Source organism: Marinomonas rhizomae (assembly GCF_024397855.1).
Taxonomy (GTDB): Bacteria; Pseudomonadota; Gammaproteobacteria; order Pseudomonadales; family Marinomonadaceae; genus Marinomonas; species Marinomonas rhizomae_A.
Window position 1 is genome coordinate 3,810,613 of record NZ_CP073343.1, and the last position, 18,558, is coordinate 3,829,170.

17 protein-coding genes are annotated in these 18,558 nt (G+C 42.6%); 8 read left to right on the forward strand and 9 right to left on the reverse strand.

The annotated features are described in order from the left end of the window. Positions 1–2: 2 nt before the first annotated feature. Positions 3–1,271, forward strand: coding sequence for a TRAP transporter large permease (locus tag KDW99_RS17925; protein WP_255826611.1), 1,269 nt, complete (start codon positions 3–5; stop codon positions 1,269–1,271). Between the two features lie 112 nt (positions 1,272–1,383). On the opposite strand, the gene KDW99_RS17930 is transcribed toward KDW99_RS17925, so the two are convergent. Both KDW99_RS17930 and KDW99_RS17935 read right to left on the reverse strand, forming a co-directional pair. Continuing rightward, positions 1,384–1,863, reverse strand: a complete 480-nt coding sequence (locus KDW99_RS17930) for a peroxiredoxin (RefSeq protein WP_255826613.1) — start codon at positions 1,861–1,863, stop codon at positions 1,384–1,386. 62 nt (positions 1,864–1,925) lie between these two features. After that, a complete protein-coding gene (locus KDW99_RS17935; protein WP_255826614.1) occupies positions 1,926–3,902 on the reverse strand; it encodes a methyl-accepting chemotaxis protein in 1,977 nt (658 codons plus the stop codon). 260 nt (positions 3,903–4,162) lie between these two features. Between KDW99_RS17935 and KDW99_RS17940 the strand changes: the two genes are divergently transcribed. The 3 genes from KDW99_RS17940 to KDW99_RS17950 all read left to right on the forward strand — a co-directional run bounded on the left by KDW99_RS17940 (position 4,163) and on the right by KDW99_RS17950 (position 6,751). Next, complete coding sequence (locus KDW99_RS17940; protein ID WP_255826615.1) at positions 4,163–5,584, forward strand: aminotransferase-like domain-containing protein; 1,422 nt, start codon at positions 4,163–4,165, stop codon at positions 5,582–5,584. Between the two features lie 202 nt (positions 5,585–5,786). Further along, positions 5,787–6,197 carry an energy transducer TonB gene (locus KDW99_RS17945; RefSeq protein WP_255826616.1) on the forward strand — a complete coding sequence of 137 codons (411 nt, stop codon included), beginning with the start codon at positions 5,787–5,789 and terminating at the stop codon, positions 6,195–6,197. 38 nt (positions 6,198–6,235) lie between these two features. Then, positions 6,236–6,751 (forward strand): DUF501 domain-containing protein, encoded by a 516-nt coding sequence (locus KDW99_RS17950; protein ID WP_255826617.1) that lies wholly within the window; start codon positions 6,236–6,238, stop codon positions 6,749–6,751. A gap of 75 nt (positions 6,752–6,826) precedes the next feature. Here KDW99_RS17950 and KDW99_RS17955 read toward each other — a convergent pair whose 3' ends face one another. Together KDW99_RS17955 and glpK are read right to left on the reverse strand one after the other, a co-directional pair. Beyond that, positions 6,827–7,117 (reverse strand): hypothetical protein, encoded by a 291-nt coding sequence (locus KDW99_RS17955; RefSeq protein ID WP_255826618.1) that lies wholly within the window; start codon positions 7,115–7,117, stop codon positions 6,827–6,829. A 91-nt stretch (positions 7,118–7,208) separates the two neighbouring features. Then, positions 7,209–8,693 carry a glycerol kinase GlpK gene (glpK, locus tag KDW99_RS17960; RefSeq protein ID WP_255826619.1) on the reverse strand — a complete coding sequence of 495 codons (1,485 nt, stop codon included), beginning with the start codon at positions 8,691–8,693 and terminating at the stop codon, positions 7,209–7,211. Between the two features lie 172 nt (positions 8,694–8,865). On the opposite strand from glpK, the gene KDW99_RS17965 reads away from it, so the two are divergent. From KDW99_RS17965 to KDW99_RS17975, 3 genes are all read left to right on the forward strand, one after another. After that, positions 8,866–9,636 (forward strand): DeoR/GlpR family transcriptional regulator, encoded by a 771-nt coding sequence (locus KDW99_RS17965; RefSeq protein WP_255826620.1) that lies wholly within the window; start codon positions 8,866–8,868, stop codon positions 9,634–9,636. Positions 9,637–9,832: 196 nt separating this feature from the next. Further along, on the forward strand, positions 9,833–11,320 hold the full coding sequence (gene glpD, locus KDW99_RS17970; RefSeq protein WP_255826622.1) for a glycerol-3-phosphate dehydrogenase: 1,488 nt from the start codon (positions 9,833–9,835) through the stop codon (positions 11,318–11,320). A 123-nt stretch (positions 11,321–11,443) separates the two neighbouring features. Then, positions 11,444–12,214, forward strand: a complete 771-nt coding sequence (locus KDW99_RS17975; RefSeq protein WP_255826623.1) for a TSUP family transporter — start codon at positions 11,444–11,446, stop codon at positions 12,212–12,214. Positions 12,215–12,220: 6 nt separating this feature from the next. On the opposite strand, the gene gcvA is transcribed toward KDW99_RS17975, so the two are convergent. The 4 genes from gcvA to KDW99_RS17995 all read right to left on the reverse strand — a co-directional run bounded on the left by gcvA (position 12,221) and on the right by KDW99_RS17995 (position 16,238). Further along, the gene (gene gcvA, locus KDW99_RS17980) at positions 12,221–13,159 is read right to left on the reverse strand and encodes a transcriptional regulator GcvA (RefSeq protein ID WP_255826624.1); all 939 of its coding nucleotides are present in this window, start codon (positions 13,157–13,159) and stop codon (positions 12,221–12,223) included. Between the two features lie 519 nt (positions 13,160–13,678). Beyond that, complete coding sequence (locus KDW99_RS17985; RefSeq protein ID WP_255826625.1) at positions 13,679–15,052, reverse strand: glyceraldehyde-3-phosphate dehydrogenase; 1,374 nt, start codon at positions 15,050–15,052, stop codon at positions 13,679–13,681. Between the two features lie 262 nt (positions 15,053–15,314). After that, complete coding sequence (locus tag KDW99_RS17990) at positions 15,315–15,644, reverse strand: DUF3392 family protein (protein ID WP_255826626.1); 330 nt, start codon at positions 15,642–15,644, stop codon at positions 15,315–15,317. Positions 15,645–15,677: 33 nt separating this feature from the next. Continuing rightward, positions 15,678–16,238: a uridine kinase gene (locus KDW99_RS17995; protein ID WP_255826627.1), complete on the reverse strand. Its 561-nt coding sequence runs from the start codon at positions 16,236–16,238 to the stop codon at positions 15,678–15,680. A 126-nt stretch (positions 16,239–16,364) separates the two neighbouring features. Between KDW99_RS17995 and KDW99_RS18000 the strand changes: the two genes are divergently transcribed. After that, positions 16,365–16,976 (forward strand): uridine kinase family protein, encoded by a 612-nt coding sequence (locus KDW99_RS18000; RefSeq protein WP_255826628.1) that lies wholly within the window; start codon positions 16,365–16,367, stop codon positions 16,974–16,976. Positions 16,977–17,373: 397 nt separating this feature from the next. Here KDW99_RS18000 and traT read toward each other — a convergent pair whose 3' ends face one another. Beyond that, positions 17,374–18,156: a complement resistance protein TraT gene (gene traT / locus KDW99_RS18005; RefSeq protein WP_255826630.1), complete on the reverse strand. Its 783-nt coding sequence runs from the start codon at positions 18,154–18,156 to the stop codon at positions 17,374–17,376. Positions 18,157–18,558 lie beyond the last annotated feature (402 nt).

Below are 18,558 nucleotides of genomic sequence, written 5' to 3' on the forward strand. Positions count from 1 at the left end.
TCATGCTAGGTTTTGGGATTCTTCTTGTTCTTTTGTTTATTGGCAGCCCTATTGCGTTCGCCATTTTATTAGGCGTTGTAGGTCATATTTACACACTACCCTTTAATGTCAGTCTCGTCGCTCAACGGATTTTTAGCGGACTAGATTCTTTCTCTATTTTAGCGATCCCACTTTTTGTTCTGGCAGGAGAGCTAATGAATGAAAGTGGTATCACTGGCCGAATCATCAACTTTGCCAATGCATTAGTTGGTCATATGAAAGCGGGCCTTGCTCACGTAAATATCTGGGCGTCGGTCATTTTTGCAGGATTATCTGGTTCAGCTGTTGCCGATACATCGGCACTTGGACGTGTGTTTATCCCTACTATGGAAAAAGAAGGCTACCCGCGTGCTTTTGCAGCGGCATTGACGGCCGCATCGTCCGTTATTGGGCCGATGATTCCACCAAGCATTCCGGTCATCATTTACGCACTTATCACCACAGGCGTCTCTGTTCCTGCTCTCTTCCTTGCTGGCGTGGCACCAGGCTTGCTGCTTGCTGTCGGCTTGTCTGTGTATGTTTATGTTTTTGCTGGTCACTACGCACCACTAAAAGAAAAACTGTCCATGAAAGAGCGCTGGAAGGCCTTTGTTGAAGCATGGATTCCACTGTTCATGCCGATATTCATTGTTGGCTCCATTCTAACGGGTATTGTTACACCTACAGAAGCGGCTGCTTTTGCCGCTGCTTATGCCTTGTTAGCTGGTATATTCATACTGAAAAGCCTAAAAATATCGCACCTGCCACGCATTTTCATTCGAGCGATGCGTGACTCGTCTGTGATTCTGATTGTGATAGGTGTGGTCGCAGCAGCGAACTGGTTATTAACCTTCTCAAGAGTACCTCAAACGGTCAGCCAAATGGTGCTGGAACAAGTGTCTAGCCCTTGGATGTTCTTGATCCTAGTGAACGTCATTTTGTTAGTTGTTGGCCTGTTCCTTGAAGGGATAGCAGCAATGCTAATATTGCTACCGATTCTGCACCCTATTGCAATGAGCCTTGGTATTGATCCAGTCCACTTTGGCATTGTGGTAATTTTCAACCTGATGATAGGACTTGTCACACCGCCGATGGGAATTTGTCTATTCGTTTCTAACTCGATAGCCAATGTAGGGATAGCTGCTATTTCGAGACAGATCATGCCACTTTTCTTAGTAGAACTGGCCGTCTTGATCTTGATTACCTTTGTGCCAAGCACGGTAACATTCTTACCAACGTTATTTGGTTACTGACGGGAGACGGGAAGCAATTAGCCATAAATTTTAGAGATAAAAAAAACGACGCGATGCGTCGTTTTTTTTGGCTATCTGTTTTTAACCTAACTAAAAAAATTTAATAAAAAACTTATAACTGAGATAAAACGTATTCTGCAGAGCTAACTTTGTATTCACCCGGCTCATCCAACCATAAATGCTGAATGATCCCATTAGTCACTAGCATCGCATAACGGCGACTACGAATGCCCATTTTAGCCGCCGAAATATCCAGCTCTAATCCCATAGAACAAGTAAATTCAGCCAAACCATCAGCAGCCATGATTAGGTTTTCAGCGTTGTTCGCTTTACCCCAAGCATTCATAACAAAAACATCGTTTACCGAAAGACAAACGATCTCGTCTATTCCTTTGTCTTTTAACGCATCAAAATGCACAACAAAACCGGGCAAATGGCTTGCACTGCACGTTGGCGTAAAAGCACCAGGTACGGCAAACATCAGTATTGTTTTACCAGAAAAAAATTCTATAACATCGATTGTCTCTGGCCCTTCTTCACCCATCACTTGGAAAGAGCCATGCGGCAACATATCACCCATAAGAATCGACATAAACGTTATCTCCACAGAATTTGGTTGCCCTAATACTAACGCAACCTAACTGAGAAAAACCATTAAACAATCTTAAATTGACTAAGTAGCTGTTTCTGGTGAGAAGCCAGTTTGGACAAGCCTTCGCTGTCTCTTTCGCTCTGATCTGAGCCCTGTGCCGCTTGCTCAGACATCTCCGATATTTCTAATACATTTTGCTTAATTTCTTGCGCAACCGCAGATTGCTCTTCGGCAGCCGTTGCAATTTGGGTACTTAAATCACGAATCTCAGCCATGCTACTTTGCAATTCAACCAGCGACAATCCCACTGTGCGCGCTTCTTCGACGCTAGAAGTAGCGCTTTTACGACTCTCCTCCATACTGCCAACGGTCTTTGTCACGCCTTGCTGCAACTGCGCAATAACCGTTTGAATTTCTTCAGTAGAGCTGTGAGTTCGTGTAGCCAAAGTCCGTACTTCATCAGCGACCACTGCGAAGCCTCGACCTTGCTCGCCAGCACGCGCCGCTTCAATGGCCGCATTTAACGCCAGCAGGTTCGTCTGCTCTGCAATACCTTGAATCACTTCTAAAATACGATCGATACTTTTTGAATGTTCATCAAGCTCATTCACCACAGTTGTGGACGCTTCAATCTGTTCAAGAAGATGTTCAATCTTATGGATATTAGTATCCATTTGTTCACGGTTTTGATTGGCTCTTTGATCAACCGATTGAATCTGACGCAAAATCACTTCCGAACTTTGTGCCACCTGATCAACCGTAGACACCATTTCGGACATAGAAGAAGCCACTTCCGTGGTTCTTTCATTTTGCGCACTCATCAAACGCTTAGAGTCACTAGCCAACCGAACATTGCTGCCAGCAGATTCCGCCACTTCATTCGATGCACGGTCTATTTCTGACATAACTGTCTGCAGTTTCGCCACCAGCCCGTTCACCCAATTAGATAACTCACCAAACTCATCTTTGGTTTTTACTTTACTACGCTGGGTAAAATCGCCATCAGCGATCTTCCCTAATACCGACATCACTTCTTTTAGTGGCTGGCGAATACTACGACTTACCCATATCGCCACCAAAACAGCAATAATGACAGAAATAACGAGAACTACTTCAATAATCAAAGTAGACAAAGACGCAGCATCACTTGCTTCCTGTTTTGCTTTATCCCCGATAGAAGACGCTTCAGCAAGTAACTTTTGCACCGATGTATTCACCACGTCCATGCTGTCTGATAATTGCTTGGCAAGTACTTCGGACTCTTGGACTAAGCGAGCATTTTTGTAAAACTTAGCGATAACCCCATCATCAGAAATAACCCCTGCCTCAATTTCGCTAACCAAGCCATTAATATTGTCATCATTTAGGTAAGATTGCTTATCCTTCAGGCTGGTGATAATTGACGCCATTGAGTCTCGAAGCTCTTGCATCCTTTCTAAGTTGCGCAGATCAAAATAATCATTCACGGTGACCTGTAAACTTTCCACTTGGCTATGCATATAAGAAGCTGCAAATTGAATTTCTGGGGTATCTCCATCCGTCACCAACAGCTCCAAGTCTTCTGCAGCGAATAAGATAGAGTCTTTTAAATCAAGCTTTTCATTTGGAATCCCAGCCTGTAGCTCCAACATTTTTTTGTGATTAGAGAAGGCGATGTCGGTAGAACTAAAAAAGTCCTTCACTTCTGTATTGATATTTTCCAAGACACCGCTCATAGCAGGAAAACCTTGCAACTGAGTGGAAAGCTGTTCAGAAACATCATTAAATCTTTGCTTATAATTCAAAAAACGTTCAGATAGACTCTCTAATGAATCCGGCGATTTACTCAATAAATACTGTAACACCGCCGCATTTGATAAATTTAAATCTTCTTTTAATGCATTACTTGTTGATGAGATGGACGCAACGTTTCCTGTCACTACATTTAATCTGTCTTCAATTTTATTGATACCAAAAAAACCCGATGCGGCAATCATCAATAAAAGCAATAATAAAATACCAAAGCCAAACAGAATCCTTTGGATTACGGATAACGACATAAATCGACCTCTACTCTAAATAAAAGCTAGTGTATTTCTCGCCTGCGCACACGGTGACAGCACATACAAAACAATGAAAACTGACCAATCATACAGGAAAATAATAACAATTTACTTACAATTATTAACACTATAAAGTCTTAAAATTTACTTAAAGAAGGCGAATTTATTTAAAAGAACATCGAGTATTGCATTGATTTCTTTCAACCCGCCAATCTGGTAAATTTACCGTCTCTCTATTTGAATTCGACCCGCACTTTATGGATTGCCCCTTATACGAAAAAATTGCCAACCAGATTGAACATCAAGTTCATGAAGGTATTTTCTTACCAGGAGCAAAGATTCCATCGGTTCGTAAATCCAGCAAACAAATGGAAGTCAGTGTCGCTACCGTACTACAAGCTTATAGCTTGTTAGAAGATCGAGGCGTCATTAAAGCACGTCCACAAAAAGGCTATTTCGTTCAAGAGACTCAACTGCAGCCAATAGAGCCTGCAAAAATTGAACCGACTCAGAACGATGGCACTATTCATGCCTTACTACGTCGCTTATTGCACGCCTCTCAAGACGGCAATATCATTCAATTTGGCGCAGCAATACCCAAAAGCCAGTTCTTACCGATTAGGCAGCTACAACGCTCTGTCGGGCGCCTAATGCGTTTAGAACCAGAAATATGTGCCGCATATGAGTTCACCCCAGGATCACTCAGCTTACGCCGCCAGATAGCCATTCGCATGCTAGACAGCGGCTGCCAACTGCAACCCGATGACATTACCATTACCTTGGGTTGCCAAAACGCCTTAATGCTTTCACTGCAGGCGGTCGCAAAAGCTGGCGATACCATTGCCATCGAAAGCCCAGCGTATCATGGGGTATTACAAATTATTGAGGTGTTGAATTTAAAAGCCGTTGAGATACCTTGCTCCGCGGAAACAGGCATAGACTTAGATGTATTGGAAAGCGCAGCCAAAGAGTGGGATATTAAAGCCTGTGTGGTAACACCAAATAATCAAAATCCGATTGGCGCTACGCTCAATCACCAAGCCAGACTACGCATTCTCAGTCAATCAATTCAATACGGCTTTACTTTAATTGAAGACGATGTCTACGGTGAGTTGAGTTATAAAGACAAACGCGAACGCTCACTAAAGGCTGACGATCAAAACAACACTGTCATCTACTGCAGTTCTTTTTCTAAAAGTATCGCCCCAGGATTTCGTATTGGTTGGATTGTCGGCGGCCCCTTTCAAACGCAGATTGAACATTACGCGTATGTTCAATCTCTTGCGATCCCCACATTAACGCAAACAGCTATCGCTAATTTCCTAGAAAACGGCGCGTATGATCGTCATTTACGAAAAACCCGACAGTCTTATCAAGACAACCTTGCACGCTGTCAGGCACTCATACGAGAGCACTTTCCTACCGGCACTAAAACCTCCACTCCAAAAGGTGGATTTTTATTATGGGTCACCTTACCAGACACGATAAACGCCATGACACTCCATTCTCAAGCCTTAGAAATTGGCATTGGCCTCCTGCCCGGTTTAGCGTTCAGTTTAACGGCACAATTCAACCATCATTTTCGATTAAATTACGCACTAAATTGGGACAATAAAACCGACGCCGCACTAAAAGAACTCGGTAAACTTTGCCAGCTTCAGCCCCCTAGGCTAGGCTAATACAGAGTTCTACAAAATTAAAATTGCAAAGTATCTGAAAGCGTTTTTCTGTATATAAGTAAAAGTTATGATTTAAGCGTTAGACATCCTAAAATTCGTCTGTACAGACAGGGCAAAAAGCGTACAATTCGCATTCTTTTTTAAACACTCTGCCTTCTTGGCCGATAACATGAATATCTGAAATAGTAGCTGGCTTGTTGCGATGGAATTTGTTGCACATCCGAGAGACCTTCCGTTAGACATTACACTAATAGAAGATCAGCCCTTTCCTCAAATGACTGAAGATAGAGCTGGGTTTGTCGGTATCACATATGTCACCCTTCGTCCTTTTGATAATGGACGCTCGGTAAGAATTACATTGGAAGAAATCGACCCAAACTTTTGCGTGTCTGGCCGTATAGCTTGGTGCACGAAAGAAACAGACGGCTACCACATCGCCATCGAATTTCCGACCAAAGAAGAGTGCTATTGTGTTCGCATGATCGAACAACTCTCTCAGATAGAACATTACCGACGCCAAGCAAAAACCGAAGGTCGACGACTCAACTACAATGAAGCCGCCGCCGAATGGATACAAAAATTCGCAGCCAGTTTTCCTGCGTTTACTATTTAATTCTTCTCTTTTTAAAAGACACTATTCAATAAGACTTTATGACAACAACACTTTCTCAGCGTGATATTGATATCATCACAACACAGCTCGGACGTACTCCTAGTGGCATCAGCGCCATTGCGCATTATTCACCTAACGGTATTCCTCAAGTATTGGAAATGGAAACTTGGGTTTTCGAACAACCATTCCCTACCCTTTATTGGCTTTCTAGCAAAGCCATAGACAAAGCGTTGGCAAAAATAGAAAGTCATGGTGTCGTAAAAGAGCTTGAACAGCGAATCAAAGAAGACGAAACATTACGAGAAGCCCATTACGCTTCCCACCGTGATTACATTGCGAGACGCTGGGAAGTCATGAGCGACGAGCACAAAGCCATTATAGAAGAGAAAGGCTTTAAGCCTTTGTTTGATAAGTTAGGTATCGGCGGTATAGCAAATTGGGATCAAGTACGATGCTTACACATGCAATATGCCCATCATCTTGCAGGTAACAACGTGATCGGCCGTATTCTAGACGAAGAATATGGCATGAAAGCCATCGCTGACGCAGAATAATAGCCATTAAAACAGACATAAAAAAAGGGGAGTGACCTGATGAGTCACTCCCCTTTTTTATTTTATAAGATCTACTTACTTCAAACTTTTTAGTATGTCTTTTAATTCTTCTGGTGTTTTTGCTTTTGGCAACACCTCACGAATACGATTGAATGCCGCTTGAGCAACCGCAGGACGCTGCGCATAAGTTGTCAATGCTCCACCAGTCCAACCAGCCAGCTTCACCATTTCGTTCTTGAAGTGATTACCGCTTACGCCATGGCCACCTAAGTTCATTAGTGCGTCTTCAATTTCTAAGTAGCTTGGGCGATCTCCACCAAACTTCATAAAATCATCTTGTTGTACTTCGGCAAACTGTTTCGACATTCTCTAAGCCCTTTGTGAAAAAACATCCTTTGTTAAAGTTAGCTATATTTGCCTTCTTGCACAAGATAAAGCATGTATCAAATCGTAAAAATCAGTCTCGTGTGCGCACACGATCCACCGCTTTTTGCCAACCTTGGTACAATTTATCTCCCGTACCTTTTTCCATTGTAGGCTCGAAACACTTATCGGCCTTCCACAAAACTTCAACCTCATCCAAAGATTGATAAAGTCCAACTTGCAAACCCGCTAAAAATGCAGCACCCAATGCCGTGGTTTCTGTCACACAGGGGCGCTCTACTGTGATTTCTAATAAATCACTTAAAAACTGCACCATAACATCATTGATTACCATGCCACCATCAACACGCAAAGAACTGAAGGTCGCGCCATCTTGCGCCATCGCCCCAACTAAATCTCTTGTCTGATAACACACAGAGCGCAAACCAGCACTAACGATATCCGCAACGCTCGTATCACGAGTTAATCCAATCATGGCACCACGAGCATCAGGATCCCAATATGGAGCACCTAATCCTGTAAAAGCAGGCACTAAATAAACGGAGTCGTCATTCAATGCTTGTTTAGCCAGACTTTGCGTTTCTTTGGCATCATCAAATAATTTCAGACCATCACGTAACCACTGAATTGCCGCGCCAGCCACAAAAATACTGCCCTCTAAGGCATAAGTAACTTTTCCGTTTAAACGATAACCTACGGTAGTCAGCAGTTTGTGTTCAGATCGAATGGCTTTATCACCCGTATTCAAAATCATGAAACAACCGGTGCCATAGGTACTTTTTACCATGCCGGGAGTAAAACATGCTTGCCCAACCAATGCCGCTTGCTGATCACCTGCGATGCCATTTACTGGAATTTCTGCGCCCAACCAAGAAGAATCAATAACACCAAAATCCGCACTACAATCCATCACTTCTGGGAACAGCACGCCACCAATACCTAATAGCTCAATCAGCTCATCATCCCATTCTTGCGTATGAATGTTGAATGCCATAGTACGAGCCGCATTTGTCGCATCGGTTTTATGGGATTTGCCATTCGTTAGTCGCCACAATAAAAAGCTGTCAACGGTACCGAAGGCCAAACGACCCGCTTGAGCTTTGTCGCGGGCGCCATCAACATTATCCAAAATCCAACGAATCTTAGTAGCTGAAAAATAGGGATCAATTAGCAACCCCGTTTTCTCTTGTACTTTTTCACCCAGACCTTGTTCACTTAAAGACTGGCAGAACACACTAGTGCGTCGATCTTGCCAAACAATGGCGTTATAAACTGGCTCACCTGTTTCTGTGTCCCATAAGATCGTTGTTTCACGCTGATTCGTGATACCTATGGTTGCTATCGCTTGCGCATCTATCCCTGTATCCTTGAGAACAGAGCGACACACGGCTAAAGTAGACGACCAAATATCTTCGGGATTATGCTCAACCCAACCATCATTAGGGAATATTTGTGGGAACTCCTGCTGAGATTGGCCAACACGAGCGCCTTTTTCATCAAACAGAATAGCCCGAGAACTGGTGGTGCCTTGGTCGATAGCCAGAATATAATGTGTCATGGTGAATTCTCTTTGAAATCACAGTCACTCAAGAAAGTAAGCGACTTAATTGTTGTTTTGTTTTTTGAACATAAATATTCAAATACGAATATTCTCTATTAAAAACCAATGCGCACTCGTTTAGCAAGCCTCGTTTAACAAGTAATGTCTTTTACCAGGAGAAGAAAACAAGATGGGCCAACTTTCTCGCCAAGACAATATTGTCGCCATAGTGAAAGAAAAGGGATACGTGACAATAGACGAATTGGCCAGCCAGTTTGCCGTCACACCGCAAACCATTCGTCGTGATATTAATGAATTAGCAAAGGCTGATCAAATACGCAGACACCATGGTGGCGCGAGCTATGACTCCAGCACAACCAACGTAGCCTACGCTACCCGACAAATTCTACAACTTCCCGCGAAAGAGCAAATAGCCAAACGAATCGCAGCCGAAATTCCCAACCATGCCTCTTTGTTTATCAACATTGGTACCACAACAGAAACCGTTGCACGGGAACTCCTCAACCATCAAGGTTTGCAAGTTATCACCAACAACCTCAATGTGGCTGCGATTTTAAGCGGAAAAGAAGACTTTACGGTCATTATTGCCGGTGGAACAGTTCGTTCCCGGGACGGCGGAGTAATGGGTGAAGCGACAATCGATTTCATTAACCAGTTCCGCGTGGACTTTGGCATCATTGGTATCAGTGGCATTGACCCTAACGATGGCTCATTATTAGACTACGATTACCAAGAGGTACGAGTTGCTCAAAGCATTATTAATAACTCACGTACCGTTTTTCTCGCTGCTGACAGCGCAAAATTTGGTCGTAATGCCGTTGTGCGATTAGGCAACATTACCCAAGTCGACAGAGTATTTACTGACGAACAGCCCCCCAAAGCCATCATAAAACTAATGAAAGAACACAAAGTTCGATTAGAAATCTGCACGCCCAAGTAACCCTTGGGCGTCACGTTATTGCGACCATCTCTATTATCCAACAGCAACTTTATCTCTTCTTCAAACCCAAAAAAGATCAAACCTTCACCAAAACTTCACAAAGCATTGTTGTCATAATGGCTCCAGAGGTTTAATATCGAACACAAATGTTCACTTTCGAACATAAACATTCGCATTTTTGATCGTGAGGCTTAGTATGAATCACTCCCATTTTGACTTATTTGTTGTTGGCGGCGGCATTAACGGCACAGGAATAGCCGCTGATGCTGCAGGACGAGGCCTACATGTTGGTCTTTGTGAAATGGGAGATTTGGCGCATGCTACATCATCATCGAGCAGCAAACTGATTCATGGTGGTTTACGATATCTCGAGCATTATGAATTCCGCCTTGTAAAAGAAGCGCTAACAGAACGTGAAGTATTACTAAAAGTCGCTCCTCATCTTGTCACGCCGATGCGCTTTCAAATGCCTCACAGACCGCACCTACGTCCAGCTTGGCTGATTCGTATCGGCTTATTCCTTTACGATAACCTTGGAAAACGTGACACACTTTTAGGATCAAAAGGCGTTAAGTACGGCTCAGACAGCCCACTAAAAGACGATATTAAACAGGGGTTTGAATATTCAGACTGCTGGGTTGATGATGCCCGCTTAGTGGTAACCAATGCTTTAAGCGCCCAACAAAATGGCGCATCTATTTTTGCTCGCACTCGCTGTACATCAGCAAAACGTGTCGACAACCAATGGCACATCAGCCTAGAAGATCAAATTACCAAAGAAACTCGCGAAATTACCGCCACAGCGTTAGTCAACGCGGCGGGCCCTTGGGTATCGTCATTCATCGAAACCAAAGTAGAAAGAAAAGCGCCTTACGGTATTCGCATGATCAAAGGTAGCCACATTGTAGTACCAAAACTTTATCAGCACTCAAACGCCTTCATCATGCAAAACACAGATAAGCGTATTGTTTTCGCAATTCCTTACCGTGAACACTACACACTGCTAGGCACTACGGACGTGGAATACAAAGGTGATCCAAATGAGGTGGCTATTTCTGAAGAAGAAACTCAGTACATTTTAAAGGTTGCAAATGACCACTTCAAAAAAACACTCTCTCCAGCTGACGTGGTTTGGAGTTATTCAGGTGTAAGACCCTTACTAGAAGATGAATCTTCTGATCCATCCGCCGTAACACGTGATTACACATTGCACCTTGATGACCAAGATCACCAAGCTCCATTGCTAAGCATTTTTGGCGGAAAAATCACCACCTACAGAAAATTAGCCCTATCCGCGATGAGAAAGCTTACCCCTTACTTTGATAACCTTGGGGATGAATGGACCCACAGCAAACCATTACCAGGTGGCGATCTAGGTATGTCTCTTGATGGCTTCGCGATGAAACTACAACAAGATTATCCTTTTATCGGAGCACAACTTGCTCATCGTTTTGCTAATAGCTACGGTACGTTGACAAATACCCTACTAGAGGAAGCTAAGTCAGAAGCCGATCTTGGTCAGCATTTCGGTAATCAGCTCTATCAAGTAGAAGTAGACTACTTAATTAATCATGAATGGTCGCACTCAGCCGAAGATATACTATGGCGTCGAACCAAACTTGGTCTTGAATTTACACCAGACCAAGTGGACACACTGGAAAGCTATGTCCAGAGCAAGATTTAATTTAGCGCCATAGAGAAACGTTAAATCACTTCTGATTAGCCCGTCTAAACGATTGTTTATGCGGGCTTTTTTTGCTCTACTAAGCACACTACACCGCTGCCATTTAACAGGACCCCAAACGCAATGGACTATGTTTTCTTCGATATCTCTATTTGGATCTATCTTGCCCTCTTTGGCGCGGCGTTTATTGCCGGTGCAATAGATGCTATCGCGGGCGGCGGTGGTCTCATTACAGTACCGGTTTTATTGGCGGCTGGTCTCTCTCCAGCAGAGGCATTGGCGACGAACAAACTCCAAGGCTGTGCAGGAACCGTCTCTGCGTCTTATCACTTTATAAAAAAAGGCCAAGTTAAACTGTCTGATATGTGGTTGCCCATCTTAATGACGGCCATCGGCGCTATTTGCGGCACGCTATTAGTCTCGTATTTAGACAGTAGCTTACTACTCAAAGCCGTCCCGATTATATTAATCGCCGTTGCCATTTTCTTTTTCTTTTTACCTAAAGTTCAACCTTATATTGCCAGTAAATTTTCACTCACTCATATACAGTTTGCGGTGATTATCGGTACCAGCATTGGCTTTTACGATGGTTTGATTGGTCCAGGAACTGGCGCTTTCTTCTCTACCGCCTATTTGTGTTTGATGGGGCTGACCGTAGTTTCAGCAACCGCCCACACCAAAGTACTCAACGCGACCAGTAACTTAGCATCACTGGCGATGTTCGCCTTTAGCGGCCACCTTATTTGGGCATTAGGTATTGTGATGGGAATTGGGCAGTGGTTTGGTGCGCAAATTGGCTCTCGCCTTGTCATCACCAAGGGCGCGAAGCTGATTCGCCCTATGGTGATTATTATGTGTTTGGCGATTTCCGTTAAATTACTATTGGATAACTAATTAGTACTAGCTCAGATCATTGGGCTTCGTCAAAGCATCCTCTGGTGAATATTCGTAGCACTGAGCAACCAACCAGCTAAGCAGCTGCTGAACTGGCTCCCGTTGATGCTGCATTTCAGGGCAAACGAACAAGTAAGCGTGGCCTTCGTCCAATGTTTCCGAAAACGGCATCACTAAACGTCCCTGCTGAATATCATCCATCACCAAAGGCGTCCTACCTAAAGCAACGCCTTGTCCAGCAATGGCGGCTTGGACAGCGAGATCACCACGGTTAAAACTAATCCCGCGAGAAGGCTTAATGCCTTTTGCATTAGCCAGCAACAGCCACTTCTCCCATTCCGCATAAGGGCTAGAAAAGCGCCACTCAGAGTCATCGTTTAATAAAGGCACTTGCGCCAATTGATTGGCTTCAGCCAAAGCACGCTGCTGTACAAACGCAGGACTGCAAACAGGAAAGACCTTATCTTTCATCAATGGAACAATGTGCCCTTTGGAGCTATGAACATGACTATGGACGATTGCCACATCAATGCGGTCACGCTGAAAGTTCACCTCTCTGTCATTTGCTTGGATACGAAGCTGCAAATCGGGGTAAGCTTCCTGCAAGCTACCCAACCGAGGAATTAACCATTTGGTGGCAAAAGATGGCATGACAGAAACGGTTAAAATATTAGACGTTTCTTCTTCCTGTAGCTCTAACACTAAATCATTAATTTCAGTAAAACTATGATTGAGCTGCACCGCTAAGCGAGCACCCGCCACCGTCAATTCTAGACGTCGATGGTAACGAACAAACAACGTCAACTTCAAACGCTCTTCTAACTGACGAATTTGCTGACTGACAGCCCCCTGCGTTAAATGCATTTCTTGCGCGGCTTTGGTAAAACTCAAATGACGTGCCGCGATAGCAAAAGTACCTAACCCAGCCAATGGAACAGACTTCATAAAACAATCACCATAAGACAATCTCAGCTACTGCAAAAATGCAAAGTCATCGAAATTAAAAATTATTTGAAAAATCATCACGCATTTTAATAATGTCTTTAATATACAACAACTTAATAGAATAAAGACTCAATCAATTAAATATAAAAATGATAAAAATAAAAAACTTAGTGTATTTTGCATTAATTTAGCTAATCCAACAAATCAATTTATATCGTTTGTAACACTTATCTAAATCGATAAAATTATCAAATCTCTTAGGTTGAACAGCGACCTAATATTTATCAATACAGCCCTAACTGTATTGCCTCTAAAACATGCCCCACAGTCATGTTTTAGATGAATATCACCATTCCCCACAGGATGATGTTATTCGCAACTGCTAGTTACTTTTGTTGAAGCCGGACCTTGTCCGGCTTTTTTTTGCTTCAAAAAAATACCTAAAAATTTGAAGCAAAAAAAACGGCAACCCTAAGGGTTGCCGCTGAATAACACATGTTAAATGTGTCCGATCATTTCTTAAGCTGCTTTGTCTTTTATCACTTCAGCTTTAGTAAAATTTGCTTGAGCAAGCTTCTCCATCAAGCGCACAACCTGACAGCTGTAGCCGTATTCGTTATCGTACCAAACGTATAATGTTGCTTGGTTGCCACGAACTTTTGTCGACAAAGAGTCCAAGATACCTGCCTGCTGTGAGCCGATGAAGTCAGAGCTCACTGCATCACACTCTTCGCTGTAACCAATTTGACCTGTCAATTCAGCGCTGTTGGATGCTTCTTTCAACAGCTGATTAATCGCTTCAACAGAGGCTGCAGATTTCAAGTTCAGACTTAATACTGCGATAGAAACGTTGATAACAGGAACTCGAATCGCACTACCGCTTAACTTACCTTCTAAAGACGGAATCGCTTTTGACACTGCTTTTGCCGCGCCGGTTTCAGTCATAACCATGTTCATGCCCGCAGCACGACCACGGCGATCACCTTTGTGGATATTATCAATTAGGTTTTGATCATTTGTGTAAGCGTGAACCGTTTCGACATGACCAGATTCGATACCGTATGATTGCTCCAAAACAGACAAAATAGGCGTAATTGCGTTTGTTGTGCAGGATGCTGCAGAAACAATGCGGTCAGTGTCTTTTATATCGCTATCGTTTACACCGAATACGATATTTTTCATTTCTTTGCCTGGAGCCGTCAGTACAACGCGCTCAATCCCTGGACGATTCAAGTGAACACTCAAACCGTCGTGGTCACGCCAGCGGCCAGTATTATCAACAAGCAATGCCTTGTTAATACCATGGGCTTGGTAATCAACTTCAGCAGGATCAGAAGCATAAATAATTTTAACCGGTGAGCCATTGATGATCAGAGCTTGATTCTCTTCATCTACTTTTACCAAGCCATCATATACGCCGTGAACAGAATCATATTTAAGCAAACTAGCACGCTTAGCAAGATCATTGTCGCACGCTTTGCGTACCACAATTGCAGCTAATGACATGCCAGGAGTAGTATGGCCAAGAGTACACATACGGCGAGCAAGCAAACGACCGATACGGCCAAACCCATAAAGAACAACAGGCGTCTCAGTACCATCGTTTGACTGAGCCGCAAGTACAGATTCAACATCCGCCTCGGCCATCAAAGACTCTAGCTCTACCACGGCATTAGCGGTGTCACTTGCCAACACTTGCTCTAACACTTGATAAACTTGAGCAAGATCCAGTTCAGGATGCTGATCAAACGCCGCCATTAAACCCGTTACAGAATCTGCCATTAAGGTATTTCCTGCCAACTGAATTTTTACTGCTTTCTCACGACCAAGTTTACCTAAAAGAGGAATCATAGATTCTGCTTGTGAAAGTGCTTGTAACCAAGTGCTTGTCATTTTCTGCCCCCGAAAAAAGACTCTGTAATATCAATATGAGCGCAGTCTAACGGCAGGCTAAGACAAAAACAAATTGTAAGAAGACAACAAAAAACCTTTAAAAACGCGTGTTTAGCGTGTTTTTTTATATAAATAACGAAATAACAAAGAAGGTATAGAAACTTTACTACATAATCACGCCATTACATGGAAGATACCTAGTATTGGCACGATTATGTTGTAATTTGGCAACGAAAACTGACAGGAAATTTCATGAATTATTTTACAAATGACGCTTTCTTTCAGCCAAAACACCCAAAAGACAAAAACAAAACAGGATTAAAGCCGGGCGATATACCAAATCAACGCGCGTAATCCCCCAGTAAACTAATGGCTGACTCCATAAAGTGAGAAGCCCATAACCAAAAGTACACATCAAAATAAACGCCATCACCCGAGCCAAAAACACCCAAGAAGACACCAAGCTTTTTAGAAAACCATTTACCTTATCGCCGTAAACGACCAAACAAGTAGCAACTAACGCTAAAGAGATGTCCTGAAGATAAGGCTGAAGGAAATGCGCAAAACGAAGATTAAGATCAAGAATAAACATAGATAAGTAACTACATGATAAACAAACTAAGGGTTATTGGTTTTTACGAGACAAAGCTTCAACATCAATTTGCCCAGAACGGGCAACCACTTTTGGACTTCCATCAACATACATTAAAGACACGTCATAAGTCGTATTATGAAGCTCAATCATGGTGCCATCTGTAAACAACCATTTTGAACGCCCAATACCATTATTAAGAGCACCTTCGCTAGGATTTCCATACTTACGGGTAAGCAAGTCACCTAACGCTTTGCGCTTTTCTTTACTTTCCACAACACCAGACAAAAGAGCCTGACGAACGTAACCCGACCCGTTTGAGTAAATCGTCGCATTGGTCACTCCCAAAATACCTTCAGGCCCCAGGCTGTAACTTACGGCACCATCCTTATAAGACGGATAACTGCTTAAGCCCATACTGTTCAGTTGTTTATTTAATTGAGAGACACTCAAATCATTCAATGGCAAACCAAACAGTTCGGCCACCTCAGCAACCTTAGGGGCAGCATCTGATTCGGCCTTCGCCAAAGTCGCAATCCCTATAAAAAAAGTAAAAACGAACATAATGAGCGTAGGGGCAATTTTAATAAGCATTAATCCTTCCTTTGAGATGCCATTCAACAGTTTGACAAGCAAAATTTGCCAAACTTGATATATAATACAACACTATAAACTCCTTCAACTCAAGGAGTACCAAAACTTTATTTTCTGAGGTAATACATGGCTCTTGTTATTGGCATCACCGGCGTTTCTGGCAGCGGAAAAAGCCGACTTTGTTCTTTATTAGCGGAAGGTCAAGGTGACAAAATCACCGTCCTATGCCAAGACAGTTTCTATAATGGGTGTGGCAGTATCGATCCAGACGTTTATAACTTTGATGATCTAAGCTCGCTAGACCTTGAAAGCATCACTCTGGCAATTCACAACTGTAAAAACCGCCAGCAGCCAAATGAAATTCCAGTGTATGACCACTCACAACACAGACGTACTGGCTACCGCAATCTAGATCCAACACACGTTGTTCTCGTGGAAGGTCACATGATGTTCCAAGACCCTGGCATTCGTGATGCCGTTGATTACCTTTTGTATGTCGACACGGATATGGACATCGCCATTGTACGTCGCCTGAAGCGCGATATTGCAGAACGAGGACGAGATGTAAATGAGGTAACAAGCCGTTACATGCGTCATGTTCGTCAGGCATCACTTAAAACGATCGATATTCGCAGCAAAGCGGATTTCATCATTCCAAACAACAAAAGCTTCACCAACGCAGCAAGCTTATTGCGTAACCACATAGACTACTTACTAAAAGAAAAAGGCGCTAAATAAGCAGGACAGCCACAAAATGTAATTTTGACAAAAACTTAAGAATCAATTGATAACAAAAAACTCATGTATTGTCTCATCATAGCATCACCTTAAATGAATCACTGTATCTATTTCTAAAATGACATAGAAACACCTGTTTCATATTTCAGTCTGTATGACAGCTGAAATCAATTCATTAGCTAAGATAGTACAATATTCAAGTATTTAGAATCGTAACTTTATTGCACTTAACTTCTCACAAAAAGCCTTATCTTAGAGAAGCCAAATATCATATTATTCATTTTTAAAATTAAGCTTATTAAAGGACTTTAAAGAATAAACCCCAGTAGATGACTGGGGTTTATTGAATAAGTTGAGACTTCGAAAGCTTTTTATCTAATGATTGAGTATGATAAATTTAAAGCATTAATTCAGACAAACTCAACGCTGTACGCTCTTGTACAGCAGGCAAAGCCTCTTCCATCTTAAGGTTCATCTGATTTGCCGTTGTTACAATGCGAGTCTCGTAGATAATCCAGTTATAGTCATCACCACGCTCTACACTACTTTTTGTCACCGACAGATTGGCAGCATTACCAGTAGAAATCCCCTTTATGCTCTTATTTTGCGTACTGTTGCTTACGCTATCACCAGCTAGGGCGCGCTCTCGCATTTGTACATCCATCACAAATGTGAAGTATGCATCTTCTACTATCGCATCAGCGAAGAAACCAGCAGCACCAGCGAAAAGCCCAGCTTGCCTGATGTCTGACCCTGAACCACCGCTAACAGAAGAAACCCCTGCGCCTATTGCAGCACCTTCAATGCCACCTTTGTAGCCAGAAGAAAGTAAAGCATTAGCTTGCTCAATTGATGTTTTAGCTGCTGAAATTATTGTTGCATTCAACATCAAGTTAGCCTTGTTAGGATCGTCAGTCACAACAAAACCTTCATCAGTTAAATGCTGAGTTATCATTTTCTGCATATCCGAACGCATACCGTTACCCGATACATCACGAATTCGTGCATAAACAATACGATTGGAAGGCGACACAGGCTCAAGCACGATAGAATGACTAAGGCGACTATCTACAACTAAATCCTGTTTATTTAGGGACGTATTAATAGCACTACACCCTACCAAAGATGCAGTAATAGAGCCAGTTATAACAATCTTAGCTAGTAGGCTTGGTAATTTCATTAGCAATGATCCTTTTTACTATTTTTTAAAAAAGCAGCATTTTTTATACCGCCTGAATTGAGAACACAACATTATAAAAAACTCACATCAAATTGCGAGAACTTTATTTGCAGAAATAAGCGCCTTGACATCCAAAAACTTACCAAACCAACTTTTCACCAACCAGCACAGCATTAGCAATATTGACTGGACAATATATGTCACACCAGAAAAAACCAAAGAAACATCCTCTTTAAAGCCTGTATTTCAGGCAAGCTATTATTGATCTAAATCAACGAAATAGCTTTAAATCCCCCGAATAACAAGCATCGTCGATATCTGAATTTGAACATGTCGTATTTGGTCACATCTCCCCCCTAAATATCAGTGAGGATAGCGCCATAATTACAACGGTAAACAAGG

Coding starts and splice junctions, on each gene's coding strand:
- KDW99_RS17925 (WP_255826611.1), top strand. CDS start 3: ATGCTAGGTTTTGGGATTCTTCTTGTTCTTTTGTTTATTGGCAGCCCT.
- KDW99_RS17930 (WP_255826613.1), bottom strand. CDS start 1,863: ATGTCGATTCTTATGGGTGATATGTTGCCGCATGGCTCTTTCCAAGTG.
- KDW99_RS17935 (WP_255826614.1), bottom strand. CDS start 3,902: ATGTCGTTATCCGTAATCCAAAGGATTCTGTTTGGCTTTGGTATTTTA.
- KDW99_RS17940 (WP_255826615.1), top strand. CDS start 4,163: ATGGATTGCCCCTTATACGAAAAAATTGCCAACCAGATTGAACATCAA.
- KDW99_RS17945 (WP_255826616.1), top strand. CDS start 5,787: ATGGAATTTGTTGCACATCCGAGAGACCTTCCGTTAGACATTACACTA.
- KDW99_RS17950 (WP_255826617.1), top strand. CDS start 6,236: ATGACAACAACACTTTCTCAGCGTGATATTGATATCATCACAACACAG.
- KDW99_RS17955 (WP_255826618.1), bottom strand. CDS start 7,117: ATGTCGAAACAGTTTGCCGAAGTACAACAAGATGATTTTATGAAGTTT.
- glpK (WP_255826619.1), bottom strand. CDS start 8,693: ATGACACATTATATTCTGGCTATCGACCAAGGCACCACCAGTTCTCGG.
- KDW99_RS17965 (WP_255826620.1), top strand. CDS start 8,866: ATGGGCCAACTTTCTCGCCAAGACAATATTGTCGCCATAGTGAAAGAA.
- glpD (WP_255826622.1), top strand. CDS start 9,833: ATGAATCACTCCCATTTTGACTTATTTGTTGTTGGCGGCGGCATTAAC.
- KDW99_RS17975 (WP_255826623.1), top strand. CDS start 11,444: ATGGACTATGTTTTCTTCGATATCTCTATTTGGATCTATCTTGCCCTC.
- gcvA (WP_255826624.1), bottom strand. CDS start 13,159: ATGAAGTCTGTTCCATTGGCTGGGTTAGGTACTTTTGCTATCGCGGCA.
- KDW99_RS17985 (WP_255826625.1), bottom strand. CDS start 15,052: ATGACAAGCACTTGGTTACAAGCACTTTCACAAGCAGAATCTATGATT.
- KDW99_RS17990 (WP_255826626.1), bottom strand. CDS start 15,644: ATGTTTATTCTTGATCTTAATCTTCGTTTTGCGCATTTCCTTCAGCCT.
- KDW99_RS17995 (WP_255826627.1), bottom strand. CDS start 16,238: ATGCTTATTAAAATTGCCCCTACGCTCATTATGTTCGTTTTTACTTTT.
- KDW99_RS18000 (WP_255826628.1), top strand. CDS start 16,365: ATGGCTCTTGTTATTGGCATCACCGGCGTTTCTGGCAGCGGAAAAAGC.
- traT (WP_255826630.1), bottom strand. CDS start 18,156: ATGAAATTACCAAGCCTACTAGCTAAGATTGTTATAACTGGCTCTATT.